At 72.4% G+C, this 22,248-nt stretch carries 19 protein-coding genes and 3 tRNA genes; 13 read left to right on the forward strand and 9 right to left on the reverse strand.

Annotated features, from left to right (window positions below; translation table 11 throughout):
* The first annotated feature begins 18 nt into the window (after positions 1-18).
* Positions 19-843: a serine hydrolase domain-containing protein gene (locus tag AMK19_RS15985; protein WP_073812198.1), complete on the forward strand. Its 825-nt coding sequence runs from the start codon at positions 19-21 to the stop codon at positions 841-843.
* 171 nt (positions 844-1,014) lie between these two features.
* Here the strand turns inward: AMK19_RS15985 and AMK19_RS15990 are convergent, their stop codons facing one another.
* Entirely contained in the window at positions 1,015-1,839 is an 825-nt protein-coding gene (locus AMK19_RS15990) for a pirin family protein (RefSeq protein WP_241844426.1), read from the reverse strand.
* 247 nt (positions 1,840-2,086) lie between these two features.
* Here AMK19_RS15990 and AMK19_RS15995 point away from each other — a divergent pair, with 247 nt between their 5' ends.
* The 5 genes from AMK19_RS15995 to fabF all read left to right on the forward strand — a co-directional run bounded on the left by AMK19_RS15995 (position 2,087) and on the right by fabF (position 7,033).
* Entirely contained in the window at positions 2,087-3,283 is a 1,197-nt protein-coding gene (locus AMK19_RS15995; RefSeq protein ID WP_043913828.1) for a PucR family transcriptional regulator, read from the forward strand.
* Positions 3,284-3,373: 90 nt separating this feature from the next.
* Complete coding sequence (locus AMK19_RS16000) at positions 3,374-4,312, forward strand: ACP S-malonyltransferase (protein WP_073812200.1); 939 nt, start codon at positions 3,374-3,376, stop codon at positions 4,310-4,312.
* Positions 4,309-5,337: a beta-ketoacyl-ACP synthase III gene (locus AMK19_RS16005; RefSeq protein ID WP_073812201.1), complete on the forward strand. Its 1,029-nt coding sequence runs from the start codon at positions 4,309-4,311 to the stop codon at positions 5,335-5,337. The genes AMK19_RS16000 and AMK19_RS16005 overlap by 4 nt, the downstream gene beginning before the upstream one ends.
* Positions 5,338-5,416: 79 nt before the next feature.
* Positions 5,417-5,659, forward strand: coding sequence for an acyl carrier protein (locus AMK19_RS16010; RefSeq protein WP_073812203.1), 243 nt, complete (start codon positions 5,417-5,419; stop codon positions 5,657-5,659).
* Between the two features lie 105 nt (positions 5,660-5,764).
* The gene (gene fabF / locus AMK19_RS16015; RefSeq protein WP_073812204.1) at positions 5,765-7,033 is read left to right on the forward strand and encodes a beta-ketoacyl-ACP synthase II; all 1,269 of its coding nucleotides are present in this window, start codon (positions 5,765-5,767) and stop codon (positions 7,031-7,033) included.
* Positions 7,034-7,111: 78 nt separating this feature from the next.
* Here fabF and AMK19_RS16020 read toward each other — a convergent pair whose 3' ends face one another.
* Together AMK19_RS16020 and AMK19_RS16025 are read right to left on the reverse strand one after the other, a co-directional pair.
* Positions 7,112-7,606: a DUF3145 domain-containing protein gene (locus AMK19_RS16020; protein WP_073812206.1), complete on the reverse strand. Its 495-nt coding sequence runs from the start codon at positions 7,604-7,606 to the stop codon at positions 7,112-7,114.
* A 296-nt stretch (positions 7,607-7,902) separates the two neighbouring features.
* On the reverse strand, positions 7,903-8,922 hold the full coding sequence (locus AMK19_RS16025) for an NADP-dependent oxidoreductase (RefSeq protein ID WP_073812207.1): 1,020 nt from the start codon (positions 8,920-8,922) through the stop codon (positions 7,903-7,905).
* 94 nt (positions 8,923-9,016) lie between these two features.
* Here AMK19_RS16025 and AMK19_RS16030 point away from each other — a divergent pair, with 94 nt between their 5' ends.
* Positions 9,017-9,490, forward strand: a complete 474-nt coding sequence (locus AMK19_RS16030) for a MarR family winged helix-turn-helix transcriptional regulator (protein ID WP_083646876.1) — start codon at positions 9,017-9,019, stop codon at positions 9,488-9,490.
* Between the two features lie 218 nt (positions 9,491-9,708).
* Positions 9,709-11,265, forward strand: a complete 1,557-nt coding sequence (locus AMK19_RS16035; RefSeq protein ID WP_073812209.1) for an LCP family protein — start codon at positions 9,709-9,711, stop codon at positions 11,263-11,265.
* A gap of 51 nt (positions 11,266-11,316) precedes the next feature.
* On the opposite strand, the gene AMK19_RS16040 is transcribed toward AMK19_RS16035, so the two are convergent.
* Both AMK19_RS16040 and AMK19_RS16045 read right to left on the reverse strand, forming a co-directional pair.
* Positions 11,317-12,219: a 1-aminocyclopropane-1-carboxylate deaminase/D-cysteine desulfhydrase gene (locus AMK19_RS16040; protein ID WP_073812211.1), complete on the reverse strand. Its 903-nt coding sequence runs from the start codon at positions 12,217-12,219 to the stop codon at positions 11,317-11,319.
* Positions 12,220-12,311: 92 nt separating this feature from the next.
* Entirely contained in the window at positions 12,312-12,764 is a 453-nt protein-coding gene (locus AMK19_RS16045) for a carboxymuconolactone decarboxylase family protein (RefSeq protein WP_241844427.1), read from the reverse strand.
* Positions 12,765-12,810: 46 nt separating this feature from the next.
* On the opposite strand from AMK19_RS16045, the gene pdxR reads away from it, so the two are divergent.
* Positions 12,811-14,334 carry a MocR-like pyridoxine biosynthesis transcription factor PdxR gene (gene pdxR, locus AMK19_RS16050; protein WP_083646878.1) on the forward strand — a complete coding sequence of 508 codons (1,524 nt, stop codon included), beginning with the start codon at positions 12,811-12,813 and terminating at the stop codon, positions 14,332-14,334.
* A gap of 123 nt (positions 14,335-14,457) precedes the next feature.
* Here pdxR and AMK19_RS38075 read toward each other — a convergent pair whose 3' ends face one another.
* Positions 14,458-15,084: an ankyrin repeat domain-containing protein gene (locus AMK19_RS38075; protein WP_073812214.1), complete on the reverse strand. Its 627-nt coding sequence runs from the start codon at positions 15,082-15,084 to the stop codon at positions 14,458-14,460.
* 373 nt (positions 15,085-15,457) lie between these two features.
* Between AMK19_RS38075 and AMK19_RS16060 the strand changes: the two genes are divergently transcribed.
* Positions 15,458-17,725, forward strand: coding sequence for a collagenase (locus AMK19_RS16060; protein WP_241844428.1), 2,268 nt, complete (start codon positions 15,458-15,460; stop codon positions 17,723-17,725).
* Positions 17,726-18,192: 467 nt separating this feature from the next.
* Here AMK19_RS16060 and AMK19_RS16065 read toward each other — a convergent pair.
* Positions 18,193-18,266: transfer RNA gene (locus AMK19_RS16065), tRNA-Ile, on the reverse strand.
* Between the two features lie 811 nt (positions 18,267-19,077).
* Here AMK19_RS16065 and AMK19_RS16070 point away from each other — a divergent pair.
* Positions 19,078-19,689 carry a trypsin-like serine peptidase gene (locus AMK19_RS16070; RefSeq protein ID WP_143200229.1) on the forward strand — a complete coding sequence of 204 codons (612 nt, stop codon included), beginning with the start codon at positions 19,078-19,080 and terminating at the stop codon, positions 19,687-19,689.
* 133 nt (positions 19,690-19,822) lie between these two features.
* Here the strand turns inward: AMK19_RS16070 and AMK19_RS16075 are convergent.
* Together AMK19_RS16075 and AMK19_RS16080 are read right to left on the reverse strand one after the other, a co-directional pair.
* Positions 19,823-19,895, reverse strand: a tRNA-Asn gene (locus AMK19_RS16075).
* A 5-nt stretch (positions 19,896-19,900) separates the two neighbouring features.
* A tRNA-Asn gene (locus AMK19_RS16080) sits at positions 19,901-19,973 on the reverse strand.
* 299 nt (positions 19,974-20,272) lie between these two features.
* Here AMK19_RS16080 and AMK19_RS16085 point away from each other — a divergent pair.
* Together AMK19_RS16085 and AMK19_RS16090 are read left to right on the forward strand one after the other, a co-directional pair.
* The gene (locus AMK19_RS16085; RefSeq protein WP_073812218.1) at positions 20,273-20,566 is read left to right on the forward strand and encodes a hypothetical protein; all 294 of its coding nucleotides are present in this window, start codon (positions 20,273-20,275) and stop codon (positions 20,564-20,566) included.
* 190 nt (positions 20,567-20,756) lie between these two features.
* Positions 20,757-22,196, forward strand: coding sequence for an FGGY family carbohydrate kinase (locus AMK19_RS16090; RefSeq protein ID WP_073812220.1), 1,440 nt, complete (start codon positions 20,757-20,759; stop codon positions 22,194-22,196).
* The last annotated feature ends 52 nt before the right edge of the window (positions 22,197-22,248 follow it).

Raw genomic sequence — 22,248 nt, forward strand, 5'->3', positions numbered from 1 at the left:
TCGTTTAGAGTGCGCCCCATGCAGAGCTTGCGCACGATCGACAACTGGCCGGTACCGAACGCCGCGGCGGCGGTCGTACGGAGCGACGGCGCCCTGCTCGGCACGCACGGGCCGCAGGACCACCTGTTCCCGCTCGCCTCCATCACCAAGCTGATCAGCTCCTACGCCGCGCTGATCGCCGTCGAGGAAGGCGTCTTCGAACTCGACGACCCGGCCGGCCCCGAGGGCTCCACCGTCCGCCACCTGCTGGCCCACACCTCCGGCCTCGCCTTCGACGAGCACCGCGTGATGGCCGCCCCCGGCAACCGCCGCCTCTACTCCAACGCCGGCTTCGACGTCCTCGCCACCACCCTGGAACACGCCTCCGGCATCCCGTTCGCCCAGTACGTGGCCGAGGCCGTCCTCCAGCCCCTCGGCATGCACGCCTCCCTCATCAACACCGCCCACCGTGCACCTGCCGGCGCGGGCGGCCTCTCCACCGCCGCCGACCTCGCCCGCTTCGCCGCCGAGCTCCAGTCCCCCAAGCTCCTCGACCCCGGCACCCTCCACGCCGCGACCCGCGAAGTCGCCTTCCCCGGCCTCAACGGCGTCCTCCCCGGCTTCGGCCACCGCCGCCCCAACGACTGGGGCCTCGGCTTCGAGATCCGCAGCCACAAGACCCCCCACTGGACCGGCACCGCCAACTCCCCCGCCACCTTCGGCCACTTCGGCCAGTCCGGCACCTTCCTCTGGGTCGACCCCACCGCCGGCCTCGCCTGCCTCGCCCTCACCGACCGCGACTTCGGCCCCTGGGCAGCGGAGGCCTGGCCCCAGCTCTCCGACGCGGTCCTCGCCGAGATGTAGCGGGTGCGAAACCAGGGAGAGCGCAACCAGGGGCGCGGGGAACTGCGCGGAGGGGAACGCGCCACGTCCGCAAGATCGCGACGCAGGACAATGACCTGCACGTGATCGCGACCTTGCGGACGGACCTTGCGCTTGTCGCGTCAGTTCCCCGCGCCCCTGTTCTCGCGCCCGCTAGCCGAATTGCAGCGGGGTGTGCATCTCCCAGAGCAGCAACTCCACCCCGTCCTCCCCCGCCGTCGGGTCCGCGAACGCGTCCCCCGTGATCCGAATCGCGTCCCCCGCGCCCGCCGAGCGCCCACCCCCCTGCGGCCCCGGGACAGTCCGGTAGCCGACCGAGCCGGCCACCACGTGCACGTAGCGGAACGGCGCAGCCGGCAGCTCCGGCAGCGGAGCCCACGCCCCGGCCCGGACCAGCCACAGTGCCGCGTCCGCCCGCCGCAGGAGCAGCGCCTCGTCCGACTCCCGCCCCGAAGCCAGCAACGTCAGCCCGTCCGCCACCGGCACGGCCCGCAGCCCGAACCCGGGCGCACCCCCGAACTCGTCGGGCTGGAGCCACATCTGAAGAAACGTCACAGCCTCCGAAGCCCCGCCGAGGTTGCGCTCCGTATGCGTGATGCCCGCCCCCGCCGACTGCACCTGGACCATCCCGGGCCGCACCACGCTCGCGTGCCCCGCGTCGTCGCGGTGGGCGAGCGCCCCGCCGGTCACCCAGGTGACGATCTCGGTGTCGGTGTGCCGGTGCGCCTCGTACCCGGCGCCGGGTGCGAGCTTCTCCTCGTTGCAGGCGAGGAGTGCCCCGAACGAGGTGTTCTTCGGGTCGTAGTGCCCGGCGAAGGAGAACGCGTGCCGGGTGGTGATGCCTTCGGCGGGTTCCGACAGGTAACGCTCGGCGCTGCGGCGCAGGTCGGCGCGCCCGCGTTCCTTCCGTCCGCCCCCGGACGCGGGTTCGGAGCTGTCAGAGGGCTGCCCGTCCCGGGCCGAGGAATCCACGCTCACGGGCATTACGGTAGCCGGTGTGACGGGTGCCACCGGCCTTCTCGGCGCGGGGTGTGCACGAGCACCCGTCCGCGTGAGGCAGGCTAGTGCCGTGCCATCCGCTTCAGCGAAACCCGACAAAGCATCCGACCGGACATCCGGCGAGCCCCCCTCCCCGGAGCGGTCCGCCGACCGGGGCCCGGAGAAGAAGCCCGCGAAACGTGCGGCGCAGCCGGCCCGCGCCGCCGCGGTGCCCGGTCGCGGCCGGATGACCGCCGAGGAGCGCCGACTCGCCGCCGATCGCGCCGAGTTGCGGGCGGCGACGCTCAAGCGGCTGGAGAAGTCGGCGGGCAAGCTGGCGTCCGCGGCGATCGCCCGGATGGACGACCAGCTGGCCTGGTACCGGCGGATGCCGCCGGAGCACCGGTCGTGGATCGGCCTGGTCGCGCAGGCGGGCATCGCGGCGTTCACCGAGTGGTACCGGCATCCGGAGGCGCCGCAGGCGATCTCCACCGATGTGTTCGGGACCGCGCCCCGGGAGTTGACCCGGGCGATCACGCTGCGGCAGACGGTGGAGCTGATCCGCACCACGATCGAGGTGATGGAGGAGGCCATCGAGGAGGTGGCCGCGCCCGGCGACGAGGCGGGCATGCGCGAGTCGGTGCTCGTGTACGCCCGGGAGATCGCCTTCGCCACCGCCCAGGTGTACGCGCAGGCCGCGGAGGCCCGCGGCGCGTGGGACGCCCGGCTGGAGGCGCTGGTCGTCAACTCGCTGCTGTCCGGTGACGCCGACGAGGGCGTGCTGTCCCGGGCGGCGGCGCTGGGCTGGGGTCAGCCGAGCCAGGTGCGGGTGGTGATGGGCAGCGCCCCGGACGGCGACAGCGAGCTGGTGGTGGAGGCCATCCGCCGCGCCGCCCGGTACGCCAAGCTGCATGTGCTGACGGGTGTGCTGGGCCGCCGCCTGGTGGTGGTGGTCGGCGGCGACAAGGAGCCCGTGCACGCCGCACGGGCGCTCATCGGTCAGTTCGCGCCGGGCCCGGTGGTGGTCGGTCCGACGGTCGGCGACCTGCTGTCGGCGACGCGCTCGGCGCACGCGGCGGCGCAGGGCCTGAAGGCGTGCGCCGCGTGGCCGGACGCGCCCCGCCCGGTGCTCGCCGACGACCTGCTGCCGGAACGCGCGCTGGCGGGCGACGAAGTGGCGCGCCGTCAGCTGGTGGAGGAGATCTACACACCTCTGGAGGAGGCCGGTTCGGCACTCCTGGAGACGCTGAGTGTCTATCTGGAGCAGGCGTCCTCCCTGGAAGGCGCGGCCCGGATGCTCTTCGTCCACCCGAACACCGTCCGCTACCGGCTACGTCGTGTGACTGACGTCACCGGCTATGCTCCGTCGGACGTCCGTTCGGCATTCACCCTGCGCATCGCCCTTGCCCTGGGGCGTCTCGGTTCCGGTCCTGATCAGGGCTGATCGAACTGTAGGGAATCCACAATCCGACGTGCTTTTCTTCGTCATCGTCGCCTACCCGCCCCACGGCGTCCGGCGAGAGAGGGTTGAACCGTGCTCGTTATCGTCGCCCCTGGACAGGGTGCCCAGACTCCCGGCTTCCTCAACCCCTGGCTCGAACTGGACGGCGTCGCCGACCGGCTGCGCCAGTGGTCGGAGGTGGCCGGCCTCGATCTGGTGCGCGCCGGAACCGAGGCCTCCGAGGAGGAGATCAAGGACACCGCCGTCGCCCAGCCGCTGCTGGTGGCCGCCGGTCTGGTGACCGCTCAGGCGCTGCTGCCGCAGGGCGTGTCCGCGTCCGTCGGCGCGGTGGCCGGCCACAGCGTGGGCGAGATCACCGTCGCCGCGCTGGCCGGGGTGCTGTCCGAGCAGGACGCGCTGGCCTTCGTCCGCGAGCGCAGCCTCGGCATGGCGGAGGCCGCCGCGGCCACCGCGACCGGCATGACGGCGGTGCTCGGCGGTGACCCGGAGGTGGTCGCCGCGAAGCTCGCCGAGCACGGCGTCACCCCGGCGAACAACAACGGCGGCGGCCAGATCGTCGCGGCCGGCACGCTGGAGCAGCTCGCCGCGCTGAAGGCGGACCCGCCGGCCGGCGCGCGCCTGATCCCGCTGAAGGTCGCGGGCGCGTTCCACACCGAGCACATGGCCCCGGGCGTGGCCCGGCTGGAGAAGCTGGCGCCGACGCTGACCACGGCGAACCCGTCGGTCGCGTACGTGTCCAACAAGGACGGCGAGGTGGTCGGCGACGGCGCCGAGGTGCTGGCCCGTCTGGTCGCGCAGGTGTCCAACCCGGTCCGCTGGGACCTGTGCATGGAGACCCTGCAGCAGCTGGGCGCGACCGCCGTGATCGAGCTGTCCCCCGCCGGAACCCTCACCAACCTGGTCAAGCGGAACGTCAAGGGCGTCGCCACGCTGGCCTTGAAGTCCCCCGCCGATCTCGACCGGGCCCGCGAGCTCGTGGCCGAGCACGGCAGCCAGGAGAAGTCCGCATGAGTGCCACCATCAAGCCGGCCACCGGCGCCCAGTTCTCGCGCATCCTCGGTGTCGGCGGCTACCGCCCGACCCGGGTGATCCCGAACTCGGAGGTGCTGAACTGGATCGACTCCTCGGACGAGTGGATCCGCTCCCGGTCCGGCATCGCGGAGCGCCGCTGGGCCGGTCCGGAGGAGACCGTCGCCGAGATGTCGGTGCGGGCGGCCACCCGGGCCGTCGCGATGTCCGGGATCGCTCCGGAGCAGATCGGCGGCGTCATCGTCGCCACCGTCTCGCACCTGAAGCAGACCCCGGCGATCGCCACCGAGATCGCCCAGCGGCTCGGCTGCGGCACCGCCCCCGCGTTCGACATCTCCGCCGCCTGCGCGGGCTTCGGCTACGGCCTGAGCCTGGCCGACGGCATGGTGCGCGGCGGCTCCGCCGAGTACGTGCTGGTGATCGGCGTGGAGCGGCTCTCCGACCTGACCGACAAGTCGGACCGCTCGACCGCGTTCATCTTCGGCGACGGCGCGGGCGCCGCGATCGTCGGCCCGTCCGACACCCCCGGCATCGGCAAGGTGATCTGGGGCGCGGACGGCTCGCAGTCCGACGTCATCTCGCAGACCAAGGCCTGGGACACCGCCTTCGCCAAGCCCGACGCCGTCAACGGCGCGGGCGAGGAGACCAAGTGGCCCGCGCTGCGGATGGAGGGCCAGACGGTCTTCCGCTGGGCGGTGTACGACATGGCGAAGGTCGCCCAGCAGGCGCTGGACGCCGCCGGGATCACCGCCGACCAGCTCGGCGCGTTCATCCCGCACCAGGCCAACATGCGCATCATCGACGCCATGATCAAGACGCTGAAGCTGCCCGCCGAGGTCCCGGTGGCGCGCGACATCGTCGAGACCGGCAACACCTCCGCCGCCTCCATTCCGCTCGCCATGGAGCGGATGCTGGAGCGCGGCGAGGCCAAGAGCGGCGATCTCGCGCTGATCATCGGCTTCGGGGCCGGTCTGGTCTACGCCGCAGCAGTCGTTACTCTCCCCTAGGCGTTTTTCTCCGCACCACATGAAACCCGCGGCGGTCCGCCGGACCGTCCGCCGTCACCACCGAAGAGGAGCAGCCGATATGGCTACCCAGACCGAGGTTCTCGAAGGTCTCGCCGAGATCGTGAACGAGATCGCCGGCATTCCGGTCGAGGACGTCGAGCTCGACAAGTCCTTCACCGACGACCTGGACGTCGACTCGCTGTCCATGGTCGAGGTCGTCGTCGCCGCCGAGGAGCGCTTCGGCGCGAAGATCCCGGACGACGAGGTCAAGAACCTGAAGACCGTCGGCGACGCGGTGAACTTCATCGTCGCCAACGTCTGACCAGTCGTCAGGCTGCCGGTCGGGGCGCGCCCGTCGCGCCCCGACCGTCCCCCTTTCCCCCCGGCCCGTCCGGCCCTCCGCTCAACGTGAAAGAAGAAGAAACCAGTGACTGCTGAACATCGCACCGTGGTCGTCACGGGTATCGGCGCCTTCACGCCGCTGGGCGGCGACGCCGCCACCTTCTGGGAGGGCCTGCTGGCCGGCAAGTCCGGGGTCCGCGCGCTCACCGAGGAGTGGGCCGCCGACCTGCCGGTCCGGATCGCCGCCCGGGTCGCCGTCGAGCCGTCCGAGATCCTGCCCCGCCCGTTGGCCCGCAAGCTGGACCGCTCGGCCCAGTTCGCGCTGATCGCCGCCCGCGAGGCCTGGAAGGACGCGGGCTTCGAGGGCCCGGCCACCGGCGACTCCAACGAGCTCGTCCCCGAGCGCCTGGGCGCGGTCATCGCCTCCGGCATCGGCGGCGTCACCACCCTGCTCGACCAGTACGACGTGCTCAAGGAGCAGGGCGTCCGCAAGGTCTCCCCGCACACCGTCCCGATGCTGATGCCCAACTCCCCGGCCGCCAACGTCGGCCTGGAGGTCGGCGCCCGGGCCGGCGTGCACACCCCCGTCTCCGCCTGCGCCTCCGGTGCCGAGGCGATCGGCTACGCGATCGAGATGATCCGCAACGGCCGCGCCGACATCGTGGTGGCCGGCGGCACCGAGGCGGCGGTCCACCCGCTGCCCCTCGTCGCCTTCTCCAACATGATGGCGATGTCCAAGAACAACGACGACCCCGAGCACGCCTCCCGTCCGTACGACAAGGCCCGTGACGGCTTCGTCCTCGGCGAGGGCGCCGGCGTGGTCGTGCTGGAGTCCGCCGAGCACGCGGCTGCCCGCGGCGCCCGCGTGTACTGCGAGGCGGTCGGCCAGGGCCTGTCCTCGGACGCCCACCACATCGCCCAGCCGGAGCCCACCGGCGCCGGCGTGGCCCGCGCCATCGCCGACCTGTTCGACCGCAACGACCTCGACAAGTCCGAGGTGGTGCACGTCAACGCGCACGCCACCTCCACCCCGCAGGGTGACACCGCGGAGATCAAGGCGCTGCGTCGCGAACTCGGCGACCACCTGGAGCACGTGGCGATCTCCGCCACCAAGTCGATGACCGGCCACCTGCTCGGCGGCGCCGGCGGCATCGAGACGGTCGCCACCGTCCTGGCCCTGTACCACCGGATCGCCCCGCCGACCGTCAACGTGGTCGAGCTGGACGACGACATCGACGCCGACATCGTCCGCGACGAGCCCCGCAAGCTCCCGGTCGAGGGTCGCGTCGCCGCCCTCAACAACTCCTTCGGCTTCGGCGGCCACAACGTGGTGCTGGCCTTCCGCACCGTCTGAACCGCCTGACAGCCACGCGCGAACGACCGCGCGACCGACCCGGCACTCGCTTCGAGTGCCGGGCCGGTCGCGTCCGCATCACACCACCTGGTGCAGCCACCTGACCGGCGCGCCCTCGCCCGCGTACCGGAACGGCTCCAACTCGTCGTCCCAGGGCTTGCCGAGCAGCCGGCCGATCTCCGCCTCCAGGTCGCTGCCCTCGCTGCGGGAGCGCAGCAGCACGGCCCGCAGTCGGTCCTCGGGGATCAGGATGTCGCCGTGGATGCCGGTGACGGCGTGGAAGATGCCGAGGCTGGGCGTGGAGGAGTACCGTTCGCCCTCGGCCGTGGCGCTGGGCTCGCCGGTCACCTCGTAGCGCATCAACTGCCGGCCGCGCAGCGCGGAGGCGAGTTTGGAGGCGGTACCGGCCTCTCCCTGCCAGGAGAGTTCGGACCGCCAGTGGCCGGGCGCGGCGGGCTGCCGGATCCAGTCGAGGTTGACCCGCACGCCGAGAACGCCCGCCACCGCCCACTCGACGTGCGGGCACAGCGCGCGTGGCGCGGAGTGGATGTAGAGCACACCACGTGTCGTCACCGGGACCTCCTGGCTGTGGACGAGGGTCGCCTTCCCCAGCTGCCTCGCGCCGTCGCCGGTAGGTACTGACCAGTGGCTACCCCGTGACGCTCAACTTATTCGACATTAGGTCATCAAATCGAGCAAAACGGACAAGCTTTCACTCCATGCTAGTCGGTTCCCCCGGGAGGTCTACCCCCACAGCGCCCACCTCCCCCGAACGGCCCTAACCGCGCGCCCCCACCGGATCGCGCTACCGGTGGGGGCGTGTTGACGGAGGGCCAAGTGACGCACCGTCAGGTCGACTGCTTGTCGGATCAGATCTGCACGACCATCTTTCCGATGTTGGCGCCGCGCAGCATGCCGATGAAGGCCTCCGCGGTGTTCTCCACGCCCTCGACCACCGTCTCGTCGTACCGCAGCGAGCCGTCCCGCAGCCAGCCGCCGACCTCCTCCAGGAACTGCCCGCGCAGCGCACTGTGGTCGCCGACCAGCATGCCCTGCAGGCGCAGCCGCTTTCCGATGGCCAGCGCCAGGTTGCGCGGCCCGGCGGGGGCGTCGATGTCGTTGTACTGGGCGATGGCGCCGCACAGCGTGGCCCGGCCGTGCACCCGCAGGGCGCCGATCGCGGCCTCCAGGTGCTCGCCGCCGACGTTGTCGAAGTAGACGTCGATGCCGTCGGGCGCGAGCGGGGCGAGCAGCTCGGCGACCGGGCCGTCCTTGTAGTTGAAGGCGGCGTCGAACCCGTAGTCGTCGACCAGGGTGGCGACCTTCTCCGCCGAGCCGGCCGAGCCGATGACCCGCTTCGCACCCTTGAGCCGGGCGATCTGGCCGACCAGCGAACCGACCGCCCCCGCCGCGCCGGAGACGAACACGGTGTCGCCGGCCCGGAACGAGGCGACCTCCAGCAGGCCGGCGTACGCGGTCAGGCCCGGCATGCCGAGCACGCCCAAGTAGGCGGAGAGCGGGGCGAGTTCCGGGTCCACCTTGACGGCGTGCGCGGCGTCCAGGGTGGCGTACTCGCGCCAGCCGAGCCCGTGCAGCACGGCGTCGCCGACCCGGAAGCCCTCGGTGTTGCTGGCGACCACGTGCCCGACCGCGCCACCGTCCATCGCGGCCCCGAGCGCGAACGGCGGGACGTACGACGGCACATCGTTCATCCTGCCGCGCATGTACGGGTCCACGGACAGGTAGGCGTTGCGCACAGTGATCTCGCCCGGTCCGGGCTGCCGGACAGGGGCCTCGACCAGGGCGAAGTCGGCGGGGTCGGGCCAGCCCTGCGGACGGGCGGCCAGGTGCCACTCACGGCCGGTGGCGGGAAGGTCCTGCTCTGTCATCACACACTCCTTATCAACCTGAAACATTCAGCAACTCAAGTAATCCTGCGGATGAAAGGTTCATGTTGTCAACTGTTCAGCTAGACTCGGTGCCATGGAGCAGGAGCGGAAGGAGCAGGTCATGGAGCAGGCACCCGTCCCGACCGCCGACCCGATCACCGTGGAGGTCGTCGACCTCATGGCACGCCTGGTCGGGCTGTTCCACCGTGAGTACGAGGAGGCCGCCGCCGCCCGCTCGCTGACCGGCGCGCAGGCCAAGGTGCTGGCCCTGCTGCGGCGCGGGCCGATGCCGATGCGGCACATCGCACAGACCCTCTCCTGCGAGCCGTCCAACGTCACCGGCATCGTCGACCGGCTGGAGGGTCGCGGCTTCGTCACCCGCGAGGCAGACCCGCAGGACCGCCGGGTGAAGCTGGTGGCCGCCACCGACTCGGGGCTGTCCGCCTCCACCGAGCTCCGCGAATCGCTGAACTTCGCCCGCGAGCCGCTGGCCGCGCTGGACGCCGCCGAACGGGCCCAACTGCGGGACCTGCTGCGGCGGATGCTCGACTCCTCGACCCCCGCCTGACCCCTTGTCGGACCACCCTCCGGAGCTGCCACCAGGCGGTTCGGAGGTACCCCGGTTCGAGGGTCGAAAAATCTCTCGTAAATGATGGTTCGCGTGTAACCATTCCCGTCGCCGCACCGTCTAAGTGGTGACGAACGCCCCCTCCGCAGTGTCGCGGGGGCGGCAAGTGCCTGCCCTCGGGCACCAGTTCCCGTTGCGCGCAGAGAGATGCCGGACCGATGACCGACGCCACCCAGAGCCCCGCCGCGGCCAAGCCCCGCCGGCGAAGAGCCCGCCGAATAGCCCAGGGCCTCGGGGCGACCACCGCCGTGCTGGTGGTCGTCGCCGCCGGACTCGGCGCCTGGTACTACCAGCGGCTCGACCACAACATCACGACCTTCGCCCCGGAGGGCATCGCCACCAGCCGCCCGCCGGTCGCACCGCCCGCACCGACCGGCGGACGCCCCGTCAACGTGCTGCTGCTCGGCTCCGACACCCGCAGCGGCGGCAACGACGACCTCGGCGGCGGCGACGTGGGGGTCGGGCACTCCGACACCGCGATCCTGCTGCACGTCTACGCCGATCACAAACACGCCGTCGGCGTGTCGATCCCCCGGGACACCCTGGTCACCATCCCGCCGTGCCGCCTCGCGGACGGCCGCTGGACCACCGCCCGGACCAACCAGATGTTCAACTCGGCCTTCACCATCGGCGAGTTCGAGAACGGCAACCCCGCCTGCACGCAGAACACCGTGGAGGAACTGACCGGCCTGCGGGTGGACCACACCCTGGTCGTCGACTTCAAGGGCTTCGCCTCCATCACCCAGGCCGTCGGCGGCGTGGACGTGTGCGTCCCCAACGACGTCGACTCCTACGGCATCCACCTGACCAAGGGGCGGCAGACCGTCGCCGGACAGCAGGCCGTCGACTACGTCCGGGCCCGGCACGGCCTCGGCGACAGCTCCGACATCGGCCGGATGCGCCGTCAGCAGGCGTTCATGTCCTCGCTGATCAGCAAGGTGCAGAAGGACGGCTTCGACCTGACCACGCTGCTGCCGCTGACCGACGCCGCCACCAAGTCGCTCACCGTCGACCCGGACCTCGGATCGCCGTACAAGCTCGCCGAGTTCGCCCAGTCGCTGCAGAACATCAAGCTCGGCGACATCCAGTTCGTCACCCTGCCCTGGCGCTTCCAGGGCGCCCGGGTCGCGATCGTGCAGCCCGACGCGAGCATCCTGTGGAACCTGCTCCGCCAGGACCGCACCCTGGACGGCCACCTCACCGACGACCCCGCGCGCCCTTCCGCCGGGTCCTCGGGCGACCCGTCCGCGGACTCCTCGGCCGGCGCCTCCGCGAGCGCGTCTCCCGACGCCTCGACCGGCCCGTCCGCCGGCAGCAGCCCCGGCGCCGGGAACACGGACGTGTCGATCGTGATCCACAACGCCGCGAAGTCCGGCGGGCTGGCCGGACGCACCGAACTCGCGCTGCGCGGCAACGGCTACCGCGACATCACCGTCGGCGGGAACTCCCCCGCCCGGTCCACCACGCTGATCGAGTACGCGCCCGATCTGCGTCCCGCCGCCGAACGCCTCGCCCAGCTCTACCCCGGTGCGGAACTCCGCGCCGCCTCCGGCGGCAGCGCCCTCACCCTGACCCTCGGCCAGGACCGCGTCGGCGCCGACACTCCCGACCCCGGGTCCTCCCCCGGCGCCATCCCGTCCGCGATCCCGGACGGCATCACGGGCAACACCCGCGCCGCCGACAGCGATCTCTGCAGCGACCTCAGCTTCGGCTGACCGGCCCCTCGACCCTCGCCCGCACGCCGCCCCCGGCGGCGCGGGCGGGGGTCACACCGTCTCCGCGACCGGATCCGGAAGGCCCGTCACCACGAGGGTGACCCGACGGTCCGTCAACTCGCCCGCCCGGGCCAGGTCGTACACCGCGGACAGCGCCTTCGCCACGTACCGCCGCTCCACCGGCACCCCGTGCCGGCTCTCGAACCGCGCGGCGAACCGCTCCAACTCCTGCGGCACCCGCCCGTACCCGCCGCCGTGCCAACCGTGCACCACTCGCCAGTTGCCGAACTCCCGCCCGTACCCGGCCAGTTGCAGCGCCGCCACCTCACGCTCCAGGTAGCCCTCGCCGCGCAGCACCGCCACCCCGAGCGCCTGTGCACCCGGCGGCAGGCCCGCGGCGATCCCCGCCAACGTTCCCCCGGTGCCGACCGGGCAGCACACCACGTCTCCCGCGCCCAGGCCCGGCAGTTGCGCCGCCAACTCCTCGGCGACCACCGCGGCGCCGCGCACCGCCTCCGCGTTCGACCCGCCCTCGGGCAGGACGAAGTGCCCCGCCCGACGCTCCTGCCGCCCGGAGGCGACCTCCCGGTAGACGGAACGTTCGACGAACTCCAGCGCCATGCCGTCCCGTTCGGCCCGGGCCAGCGACCAGTTCCGCGGCATCCCCGCCAACTCGGCCCCACGGATCACCCCGACGCTCGCCAACCCGAGCGCCCGCGCCGCCGCGGCCACCGCCCGCACGTGCGTGGAGTACGCCCCGCCGTAGGTGAGCAGCGCCCCGCAGCCCTCCGCGACCGCCCGCTCCAGGTTCGGCGCGAGCTTGCGCCACTTGTTGCCCGGGACCGTCGGATGCGCCAGGTCGTCCCGCTTCAACCGCAACTCGACCCCCGCAGCGGCGAGCTCCGGATCATCGACCACCGTCAGTGGTGTGGGCAGGTCGGCGGGCATGAGCATCCCCTCACCCTAACCGGGCCCGGCCGCCGCCCACCGACCCCCGAGGCGCCCCGCCCCGGCCTCGGCGGCCCGGGCGGCCGGGGCCGCTCCGGTCAGAGCGTGCCGGGCGTCTTGCGGATGGTGACGTTCATCCGGTTCCACGCGTTGGCCGTGAACACCAGGGCGATCAGCTGGGCCAGTTCCTGCTCCTCGAAGTACTTCGCCGCCTCCGCGTACACCTCGTCCGAGACGCCGGAGGGCAGCAGCGTCACCGCCTCCGCGAGGGCCAGCGCCGCCCGCTCCTTGGCGGTGAAGAGGCTGGACTCCTCCCACGCCGTCAGCTGGTAGATCCGCTCCTCGCTCTCCCCGGCCTTCCGGGCGTCCACGGTGTGGTAACCGATGCAGTAGGCGCACTTGTTGACCTGCGCGACCCGGATCTGCACCAGCTCCAGCAGTTCGGGGTCCAGCCCCTCGCGGGCGGCGGCGTCGAGAGCCAGGACGGCCTTGAAAACCTTCGGGGCGACGGCGGAGAAGTTCATGCGCTGCGGGACCTGATGCGTTGTCATGCCTCAACCCTAGAAGCCCGATCGACCCGGGATAGGGTGCATTCCCATGCCAGAACCATGGGTCAATCCGCCGGCCGACGCCCCCGGGACGGCCGAGACGCCGACACCCCCCGCCGCCGAGACGCCCGCCGAGCCACTCGCCGAGGCACCCGTCGAGACACCCGTCGAGACGCCCGCCGGGCCGCTCGGCACCGACCTGTTCCTGGAGCTGTCCGGCGGCGGCAGTCGGCGCGCCCAGCTGATGCGGGCGTTGCGCGAGGCCGTCGACTCCGGGCGGCTCGCCCCCGGCACCCGCCTGCCTCCGTACCGCAGCCTCGCCCGCGACCTGGACATCGCCCGCAACACGGTGGCCGACGCGTACGCCGAACTCGTCGCCGAGGGCCGGCTGTCGGCCCGCCAGGGGTCCGGCACCCGGGTCGCCCACCGGGCCGCACCGGCGCCCTCCGGCCGGGACGCCCCCACCCGCCCGACGGCCGCGCGGCCGGTCGTCCACGACCTGGCGCCCTCCTCTCCCGATGCCTCCGCGTTCCCGCGTTCCGACTGGCTGACGTCCGTCCGCCGGGCCGTCTCCGCCGCCCCCAACGACGCCTTCGGCGTCGGCGACCCGCGCGGCCGGCCCGAACTGCGCACCGCGCTGGCCGAGTACCTGGCCCGCGCCCGCGGCGTCCGCACCGAACCGGACCGGATCGTGGTGTGCGCCGGATTCGCCCACGCCCTGCGGCTGCTGGGCGGCATCCTGGACGGACCCGTCGCCGTCGAGGCGTACGGCCTGGCCTTCCACCGCGGCCTGCTGACGGAGGCCGGCCGCCGGACCGTCCCGCTGACCGTCGACCGGGCCGGGGCCCGCACCGCCGAACTGGCCGCCACCGACGCGCGGGCCGCCCTGCTCACGCCCGCCCACCAGTTCCCCACCGGCGGCCCGCTGCACGCCGAACGCCGCGCCCTGGCCGTCGACTGGGCCCGCACGCACGGCGGGCTGCTGCTGGAGGACGACTACGACGGCGAGTTCCGCTACGACCGCCAGCCGATCGGCGCCGTCCAGGGGCTCGACCCGGACCGCGTCGTCTACCTCGGCTCCACCAGCAAGAGCCTCTCCCCCGCGCTGCGGCTCGGCTGGATGGTGCTGCCCGCCGAGCTGGTCGACCCGGTGCTCGCGGCCAAGGGCTCCCGCGAACTGACCTCCGGGGTGATCGACCAACTCACCCTGGCCGACTTCCTCGCCCACGACGCCTACGACCGCCACCTGCGCCGGATGCGCCGCCACTACCGCCGCCGCCGCGACCTGATGGTCCGCACCCTGGCCGACCGGGCTCCGGACATCCGGGTCAGCGGCATCGCCGCCGGGCTGCACGCGGTACTCGAACTCCCCGAGAACACCGAGCCGTTGGCGCTCGGCACCGCCCGCCGCCTGGGCCTGGCCCTGGAGGGGCTGCGCCCCTACCGCCACCCCGACAGCACCATGCCGCCGCGCGACGGCCTGGTGATCGGCTACGGCACCCCGCCCGACCACGCCTTCCCCGCCGCCCTGGACGCCCTCTGCCAGACCCTCACCACGCTGCCCCGCGGCTGACCGGCCGACCGGCCGACCGGCCGACCGGCCGACCGGGAATATCGAGCTGCGGCGGGACCGTCGGAGGCCGAGGCGACCCGAGGATCGTCGCCAACCGGCGCGCGGTACATCACCGGCGGACGTTCATGAGGCGTCTCCCTTCCACGCGTCGGATGCGGCGGCTCGCAGCAGGGCGGCGATGCCGTTGAAACCGCGGCGCTCGGCATGCTGGAGCGCCGTCCTGCCGTCGCCGTCGGCGAGCTGCGGGTCGGCGCCCGCAGCGAGCAGCAGGCGGACGATTTCGATGTGCGGGCGGCCGCCGTCGCCGAGGATCACGGCCTCCAGCAGAGCCGTCCAGCCCAGTCGGTTCACGTGGTCGACGTCGAGGTCGGTCTCCTCCAACACCGCCTGCACGTACGCGACATGGCCACGCTCGGCCGCAGGTATCAGGCTCACCCCGCCGAACCGGTTGGTCAGCCCGAAATCCGGCCCGGCGACCAGCAGCGCCCGCATCATGGCGACGCTGCCGGTGACGCCGGTGACCAGCCACGGGCTGTCCTCCCGGTGGTCCTGTGCGTCCGGGTCCGCGCCGGCCGCGACCAGGAACTCGGCGACGGCCACCTGGTCGGCGAGCGCGGCCGCCAGCAGCGCCGTCCGCCCCTGTGGATCGCGCGCCTCCAGATTGGCGCCGGCCGCCAGGGCGGCCCTGGCGGCAGCGAGGTCGCCCACGTGCGCAGCGCCGAGCAGGCGTTGGTCGATTGCGGTCGTCATCACAGTCCTCCTCCTGAAGGGACGGCAGGTACGGCACGGGCAGCCCTCGGCACAGGCGAGGTCGGACCGGGCCGAACAGTGGGCCCGACGAATGCCTCCGACGAACCTCTCACCTCCATATTTGCCCCGTTCCCGGGCCCGATTCGTCGTCGAACCGGCCAGTCCCCGCGAGCCTTCCGGCTGATACCGACGTCATCCGATCGGTCGACGCAGACGGGGCGGCCGAGGAGGCCTGGCGGGGCCGCGAACATAGAGATTCGATCACCATGGCGATCTTTCTCTTCCACCCGCCCCCATTCTGTGCCATTTTACATGTCACACGTCAGATGGTCGGGCCCCCCAGCCCGGCCACTACCGCTCGGAGTCCCCCACCGTGCGTCATATCCGGATATCCGCCGCCCAGTTGGGTCGGCTGCTCGCGCTCGCTTTCGCGCTGGTCCTCACCATCGGACTGTTCGCCCCACAGGGCCGCGCCTTCGCCGCCCCCACCCAACCCGCCGCCGGCACCACCCCCGCCGACACGGCCACCGCCCCCGTCTCGCACCCCGTCCCGAAGTCGGCCGACGAGCCGAAGGACGCCCGCCCGACCCCGGGTCAGGTCGAGACCGGTACCAAGTCCGCACCACGGCAGGCCACCGCCGCCGAGTCGGCCAAGAAGCTCGGCGCGCGCGCCGCCGACGCCACCGGCTGCGACACCTCGTCGTTCGGCTCCGCCGGCGGCACCACCCTGGTCAACACGGTCAAGTCGGCCGGCCTGGACTGCCTGGGCAAGCTCTATTCGATCACCGGCACCGACGCGAAGAACACCTTCCGCGAGCCGCAGATGGTCGCCGTCGCCGACGCCCTGCGCACCGCGTCGGCGAACTACGACGGCACCGACTCGACGTCCGCCGCCCAGCTGATCGCCTTCCTGCGGGCCGGCTACTACGTCCAGTGGTACCACCCCGACGCGGTCGGCCCGTACGGCACCGCACTGCAGACCTCGATCCGCGGCGCACTGGACGCGTTCTACGCCGCCCCGCACGCCAAGGACGCCACCGAAGCCAACGGCCAGATCCTCTCCGAGGCGGTCATCCTGATCGACTCCGCCCAGGAGAACGCCCGCTACACCGGCGTGATCAAGGACCTGCTGGACCGCTACACCAGCTCCTGGACCGGCGGCATGTGGAACGCCGTCTCCAACACCAAGCTGGTGCTGGAGAACGGCCTCGGCGTCGACTCCTTCAACGCCGCGCTGGCCGCCGACCCGTCGGTGGCCGCCTCGATCTCCGCCTTCGTCAAGCGCAACAGCCGGATGCTCAACGGCAGTGACCTGGCCACCGGCCTGGGCATCGACCTCGGCTCCTTCCTGGAGCAGCCGGTGCTGCAGGCCCAGGCCCGCCCGCTGGTCAAGGATCTGGTCAACGCCTTCCCGCTGATCGGCGCCACCGGCCCGCTCACGATGAACCTCGCCTGGTTCACCGAGAAGAAGGACGAGGGCCACTGCTCCTACTACGGGCTGTGCGACCTGCCGACCCGGCTCGCCCCGCTGGTCCTGACCGTGGACCGAATCTGCAGCCCGACCCTGCACATCCGCGCCCAGGCACTGACCACCGCCGAACTGGACAGCACCTGCTCCAGTCTGGCCAACGAAGACGCCCTGTTCCACAGCGTGGTCAAGGACAACGGCCCCGTCCCCGGTGACCTCAACACCCAGTTGGAGGTCGTGGTCTACGACTCCTCCTACGACTACCGCCTGTACGCCTGGTCGATGTTCGACATCGACGTGGACAACGGCGGCATGTACCTGGAGGGCAAGCCCGACGAGCCCGGCAACCAGGCCCGCTTCATCGCCCACGAGGCGGAGTGGCTGCGCCCGGCGTTCTCGATCTGGAACCTCAACCACGAGTACGCGCACTACCTCGACGGCCGCTTCAACTTCTACGGCGACTTCGACGCCGGACAGACCGTCCCCAACATCTGGTGGATCGAGGGCTTCGCCGAGTACATGTCCTACACGTACCGGGACGTGCGCTACGACGACGCGATCGCGCAGGCCGCCAAGGGCACCTACAAGCTGAGCACGCTGTTCGACACCACCTACCAGAACACCGACTCCACCCGAACCTACAACTGGGGCTACCTGGCCGTCCGCTACATGCTGCAGTCGCACCCGCAGGACGTCGCCGCCTACCTGGCCAAGACCCGCACCGGCGACTTCACCGGCGCCCGTGCCGTCCTCACCGGCATCGGCACCTCGTACGACGCCGACTTCGCGACCTACCTGAGCGCCTGCGGCACCGGCAACTGCGGCACCCTGGCCCCCGCCGCCCCGCTCTGCGCCGACCCGGACACCCGCTCGTACGGGAAGAACTGCCGCCGCGACAACGTCGCGGCCACCTCCGGCAACTACAGCTACAGCTTCCTCAACCTGCCGGCCGGCGTGAAGCAGCTCACCATCACCACCACCGGCGGCACCGGCAACGCGGACCTCTACTGGAACCCCGCCGGCTGGGCCACCACCGGCTCCTACGCCGCCAAGTCCACCAACAGCGGCAACGGTGAGACCCTGACCATCACGAACCCGCCCGCGGGCTGGGTGTACTTCAGCCTCTACGCCCAGAACTCCTTCTCCGGAGTCACCGTCACCACGCAGTACTGACCCACCCGGTGACACCCGAGGCCCGCGGATCCCAGGACCGCGGGCCTCGCGCCGCATCCGGCCCGGCCGCCGGACTCCCCGGCCATCCACACCTTCCGCACCCGGCGATCGCCGTCCCTGCCCCGAGTTCCCGCGCCGAACAATACGTGCCCGAACGGTCACCGTGCAGCGATTCCCGATGGGGTGAATCTCCCCGCTGCGGCCAACCGCCGGACCGTTTCGACGCCCAGGAGGAACCACGGGCCCCGGCAAGGGCGGACGGCGATACGGCCCAGGTCGCCGGGGTCACCCGGAAGCACCGCCCCGGGTTCGGGCCCTGGCCGAGTTCCCCGGAATTCCCCGGCGCGCGCTCGCGGCGCTGCACACAGGAGCTGCCGGGGACGCTAATCTACGCTCAGAGCTCGACAAGTCCGGCGTTTCGCCTGGTCAGAGAGCCCCATTGGCTGACGGTCGGTCAGCGGCCGAGGTAGGGCGGGTGGGACTCGAACCCACGACCAAGGGATTATGAGTCCCCTGCTCTAACCGGCTGAGCTACCGCCCCCCGACTCGACCCGCCGGGGCCGACGGGCGGCCCTGGCAGTAGCGGACGCCCCCTCAGGGACGCCCCCGGCAGCATAGCCGGTCGGTCACCCGTGGTGCGCGCCGGGGGCGCATCCGGGGACGCCCGCCCCCTCCCACCCGCGCCGCCCATTCGTGGACGCGGTCGCATCCGTCCGACGGTCACCCCGACGAGCGAACCGGGAGGCCGGCGCGGTCGAGGCGACGGCCCGGAAAATGATCGCCCCAGGCCTCGGCACCTCCCGCGCGGTGTCGGCGTTCGTGCCCACGCCCACACCGGTGACACCCCGTCAGAGCTTGCGCCGGTCCGAGCCCGCACAGCCGATGCGGCACCGCACCGGTGAGGCCGGCTGTCCGTACACTCCGAGGAGGCGACCGCCCGCAGGCGGCCCCGAACGACCCCCCCGGCACTGCGGTCGAGGTGATCGACGGCAGGGCGGCAGGGCGGCGACACCCCAGGCATCCCGTACGGCAGTTGCTCCGGCGTCCCGGCGCAGGCGTTCCACCGGCGGCTGCCCCAGGGCTCCTGACACCCGGTCGGGCGGGCCCGCTGTCGAGGGCGGTTGCCGGTGCGGCGCGGGCCCTGGTAGATCTTGCTGCATCCGCCGCCCGGCACCCCCGGGCGGGTCGCCGAGCGGAAGCGAGTGACGGTGCCGCGCAGCTCTCCCCGAACCGGCCGTGGCCCGGCCGCTGCGGCCTGCGCACTCCTGCTCCTGCTGGCGGCGGCGACCGGTTGCGATTCCGCCACGCCCGCCGACAACCGTCCGACCGCGCATCCCGCGCCGGCGGACGCCGTGGGCAACCGGATCGGGCCGCTGTTCCTGGACGACACCGACGGCATGCGGGCCTGCACGGCCGCCGTGGTGCACAGCCGGGGCCGCAACCTGCTGATCACCGCCGCCCACTGCGCGGCCCCGCACGGCACGCCCATCGACGGCCTGGTGTTCGCCCCGGGCTACCGCGACCAGCGCGCCCCGTACGGAAGTTGGCCCGTCACCGGGGTGCTGGTGGACCCGCGGTGGGGGCCCGACGAGAACGAGGGGTACGACGTGGCGTTCCTCACGGTCGGCACGCTGAACGGTCGGCAGGTCGAGGACGCGATGGGCGCCTACACCCTCGCCACCGGTCTCGGCTTCGGCCTGGACGTCACCGTCACCGGATATCCCAACAGCGCCGTGTCCCCGATCACCTGCCAGGGCCGCACCACCTCGCGCAGCAATACCCAGCAGCGTTTCGACTGCGCCGGATTCACCGACGGCACCAGCGGCAGCCCCTGGGTGACCGGGCAGGGTCAGGTCGTCGGCGTCATAGGGGGTTACCAGCAGGGCGGCGACAGCCCGGAGATCTCCTACAGCGTGGCCTTCGGCAGCCGCCTCGCGGACCTCTACCGGCAGGCCGGCGGCTGAGCCCCTGCGGCCACGGCCCTGCAGAGGAACCGCAGGCCCTGTGGAGGGCTCGGCCGCGGGAAGAAACACGAAGGCCCCTCGGTCTCACCGAAGGGCCTTCGCTCTGTACTGATCACCGCGAATTCCGGTGAAGCTCCCCCAATTGGACTCGAACCAATAACCTGCCGATTAACAGTCGGCTGCTCTGCCAATTGAGCTATGGGGGACCGCGCTCCTCCAATTGGACTCGAACCAATAACCTGCCGATTAACAGTCGGCTGCTCTGCCAATTGAGCTATGGAGGATCGTTCTTCGCCTCGCTCACCCCGGTCTCCGGATCTCCCCGGGCCCACGGTGCTCGCTGCGGGACATACATTAGCGCACTCAGGGGGGTGTTCCGCCAATCGCTTTCGGCAGCAGCCTCCCCCACCTCGGCCCCGGGCCGGTCCGGCGTGCCCCGCGCGCGCCTCACGGTACGGACGGGGATGCTGGTGCACGGCGGTTCCGGCTGGCCCGGACCCGCCACCGGCAGGGCGGTTCACGGCCCGGCCGGACGGGTAGACGCGGCACACAATCGCGCGGCGACGAAGGGTGGAACCAGGGCATGTGGAAGGTGTCGTTGATCGTTGGCATCGGGATCGGGTACGTCCTCGGTACCCGGGCCGGGCGTGAGCGGTACGACCAGCTGGCCGGTGCGGCCCGGCAGCTGCGGGAGAACCCGCGGGTGCAGGACGCGGCCGGCAAGGCCAAGCAGCAGGCGGGCGCGGTGGCCGGGAAGGCCGCCGGGGCGGTCGCCGACAAGGTCGGCGAGAAGCTGCCGAACGCGCTGACCGAGCGCGTCCCGTACTTCGCCAAGCACCACGGCGAGGACGACGGCTGGGGCACCGTCCGCCCCTGAGCGCACGGAGCATCGCAAAAGGGCATCGCAAAGCGCATCGCGCGAACATCGCACCGAACGTCTCCGGCCGGGCACGGAACGCCCCCGACCAGGCACGGAGGGTCGGCGGCGGGGCTGGTTCCGGTACCGACTGGGCAACACTTGCGGCAGTCGGGCCCGCCCCGACCGTCGACTGCGGCATGATCTCGGCATGGCCATCGTCGCGGGCATCGACAGCTCCACCACTCGCACCCGGATCGTCGCGTGCGATGCCGACACCGGCGCCGTGCTGCGGCAGGGCCGCGCTCCCCATCCGCTGCCCGAGGGCGACGACGCCCGCTCCACCGAGGTCGACCCGCAGAGCTGGCTGCACTCGCTCGGCGACGCCGCCGCCGGGGGCCTGCTGGAGGGCGTCCGCGCGATCGGGGTGTCCGCCCAGCAGCACGGTCTGATCGGCCTGGACGCCGGCGGTGTCCTGGTGCGGCCCGCGCTGCTCTGGAACGACCCGCGGTCGGCGGGCTCGGCGGCCGCGCTGCTGGACGCGCTGGGCGGCGCGGAGCCCTGGGTGGAGGCGATCGGCGCCGTCCCCGGCCCGGCGTACACCATCGCCAAGCTGCGCTGGCTGGCCGAGTTCGAACCGGTGTCGGCGCAGCGGATCGCCGAGGTGCTGCTGCCGCACGACTGGCTGGTCTCGCAGTTGCTGGGCGGCACCCGGCGGCGCACCACGGACCGCGGCGACGCCTCCGGCACCGGCTACTGGTCGCCGATCACCGGCGAGTACCGGCAGGACCTGATCAAGCTGGCGCTCGGCCACGAGCTGAAGGTCCCGGACGTGCTCGGCCCGGCCGAGCCTGCCGGGCACACCCCGGAGGGGCTGCTGATCTCGGCCGGCACCGGGGAGAACATGGCGGCCTCGCTGGGCCTCGGGCTGGGCCCGGGCGACGCGGTGGTGTCGCTGGGCGGCAACGGCACGATCTTCGCGGTGCACGACCGGGCGGTCGTCGACCCGTCCGGCCTGGTGTCCTCGTTCGCGGACGCCACCGGCCGGCACCTGCCGATGGTGGCGACGCTGAACGCCGCGCAGGTGCTGCGTTCCACCGCGGCGATGCTCGGCACCGACCTGGAGGGTCTGTCGGAGCTGGCCCTGCAGTCCTCGCCGGGCGCGTACGGGATGGTCTTCCTGCCGTACCTGGACGGCGAGCGCACCCCGAAGCTGCCGCAGGCGGCCGGCACGCTGACCGGGCTGCGGGCCGAGTCGATGGCGCCGCAGCACGTGGCGCGGGCCGCGGTCGAGGGCATGCTGTGCAACCTGGCCGAGGCGCTGGACGTGCTGCGCGGCCACGGCGTCGCGGTGAACCGGGTGTTCCTGCTGGGGACGGCCGGTCGGCTGCCCGCCGTGCAGCAGACAGCCCCGCTGGTGTTCGGGCTGCCCGTGGTCATACCGCCGCGCGGCGACCACGCGGCGCGCGGCGCGGCCCGCCAGGCGGCCTGGGCACTCGCCGGGACGGCCGAGCCCCCGCAGTGGGAACTGCCGGACGTCACCCTGCTCGCCCCCGACCAGGAGCACGACCTGGCGGTCGGCAACGCGGTGCGCCAGCAGTACGCGGCGATGCGCGAGCAGTACCACCCGGAGACCGCCGCGAGCGTCTGACCGGGCGTCCGGAGCCGTCCGTCGAGCGGCTGTTGAGGGTGCGTCGGCCCGT

Source organism: Kitasatospora sp. CB01950 (genome assembly GCF_001905465.1).
In the GTDB taxonomy this organism is placed as follows: domain Bacteria; phylum Actinomycetota; class Actinomycetes; order Streptomycetales; family Streptomycetaceae; genus Kitasatospora.

Coding starts and splice junctions, on each gene's coding strand:
- AMK19_RS16005 (WP_073812201.1), top strand. CDS start 4,309: ATGAGTGCCACCATCAAGCCGGCCACCGGCGCCCAGTTCTCGCGCATC.
- AMK19_RS16090 (WP_073812220.1), top strand. CDS start 20,757: ATGGCCATCGTCGCGGGCATCGACAGCTCCACCACTCGCACCCGGATC.
- AMK19_RS16030 (WP_083646876.1), top strand. CDS start 9,017: ATGGAGCAGGAGCGGAAGGAGCAGGTCATGGAGCAGGCACCCGTCCCG.
- AMK19_RS16035 (WP_073812209.1), top strand. CDS start 9,709: ATGACCGACGCCACCCAGAGCCCCGCCGCGGCCAAGCCCCGCCGGCGA.
- AMK19_RS15995 (WP_043913828.1), top strand. CDS start 2,087: ATGACCGCCGAGGAGCGCCGACTCGCCGCCGATCGCGCCGAGTTGCGG.
- pdxR (WP_083646878.1), top strand. CDS start 12,811: ATGCCAGAACCATGGGTCAATCCGCCGGCCGACGCCCCCGGGACGGCC.
- AMK19_RS38075 (WP_073812214.1), bottom strand. CDS start 15,084: ATGACGACCGCAATCGACCAACGCCTGCTCGGCGCTGCGCACGTGGGC.
- AMK19_RS16010 (WP_073812203.1), top strand. CDS start 5,417: ATGGCTACCCAGACCGAGGTTCTCGAAGGTCTCGCCGAGATCGTGAAC.
- AMK19_RS16045 (WP_241844427.1), bottom strand. CDS start 12,764: ATGACAACGCATCAGGTCCCGCAGCGCATGAACTTCTCCGCCGTCGCC.
- AMK19_RS16040 (WP_073812211.1), bottom strand. CDS start 12,219: ATGCTCATGCCCGCCGACCTGCCCACACCACTGACGGTGGTCGATGAT.
- AMK19_RS16025 (WP_073812207.1), bottom strand. CDS start 8,922: ATGACAGAGCAGGACCTTCCCGCCACCGGCCGTGAGTGGCACCTGGCC.
- AMK19_RS16085 (WP_073812218.1), top strand. CDS start 20,273: ATGTGGAAGGTGTCGTTGATCGTTGGCATCGGGATCGGGTACGTCCTC.
- AMK19_RS15985 (WP_073812198.1), top strand. CDS start 19: ATGCAGAGCTTGCGCACGATCGACAACTGGCCGGTACCGAACGCCGCG.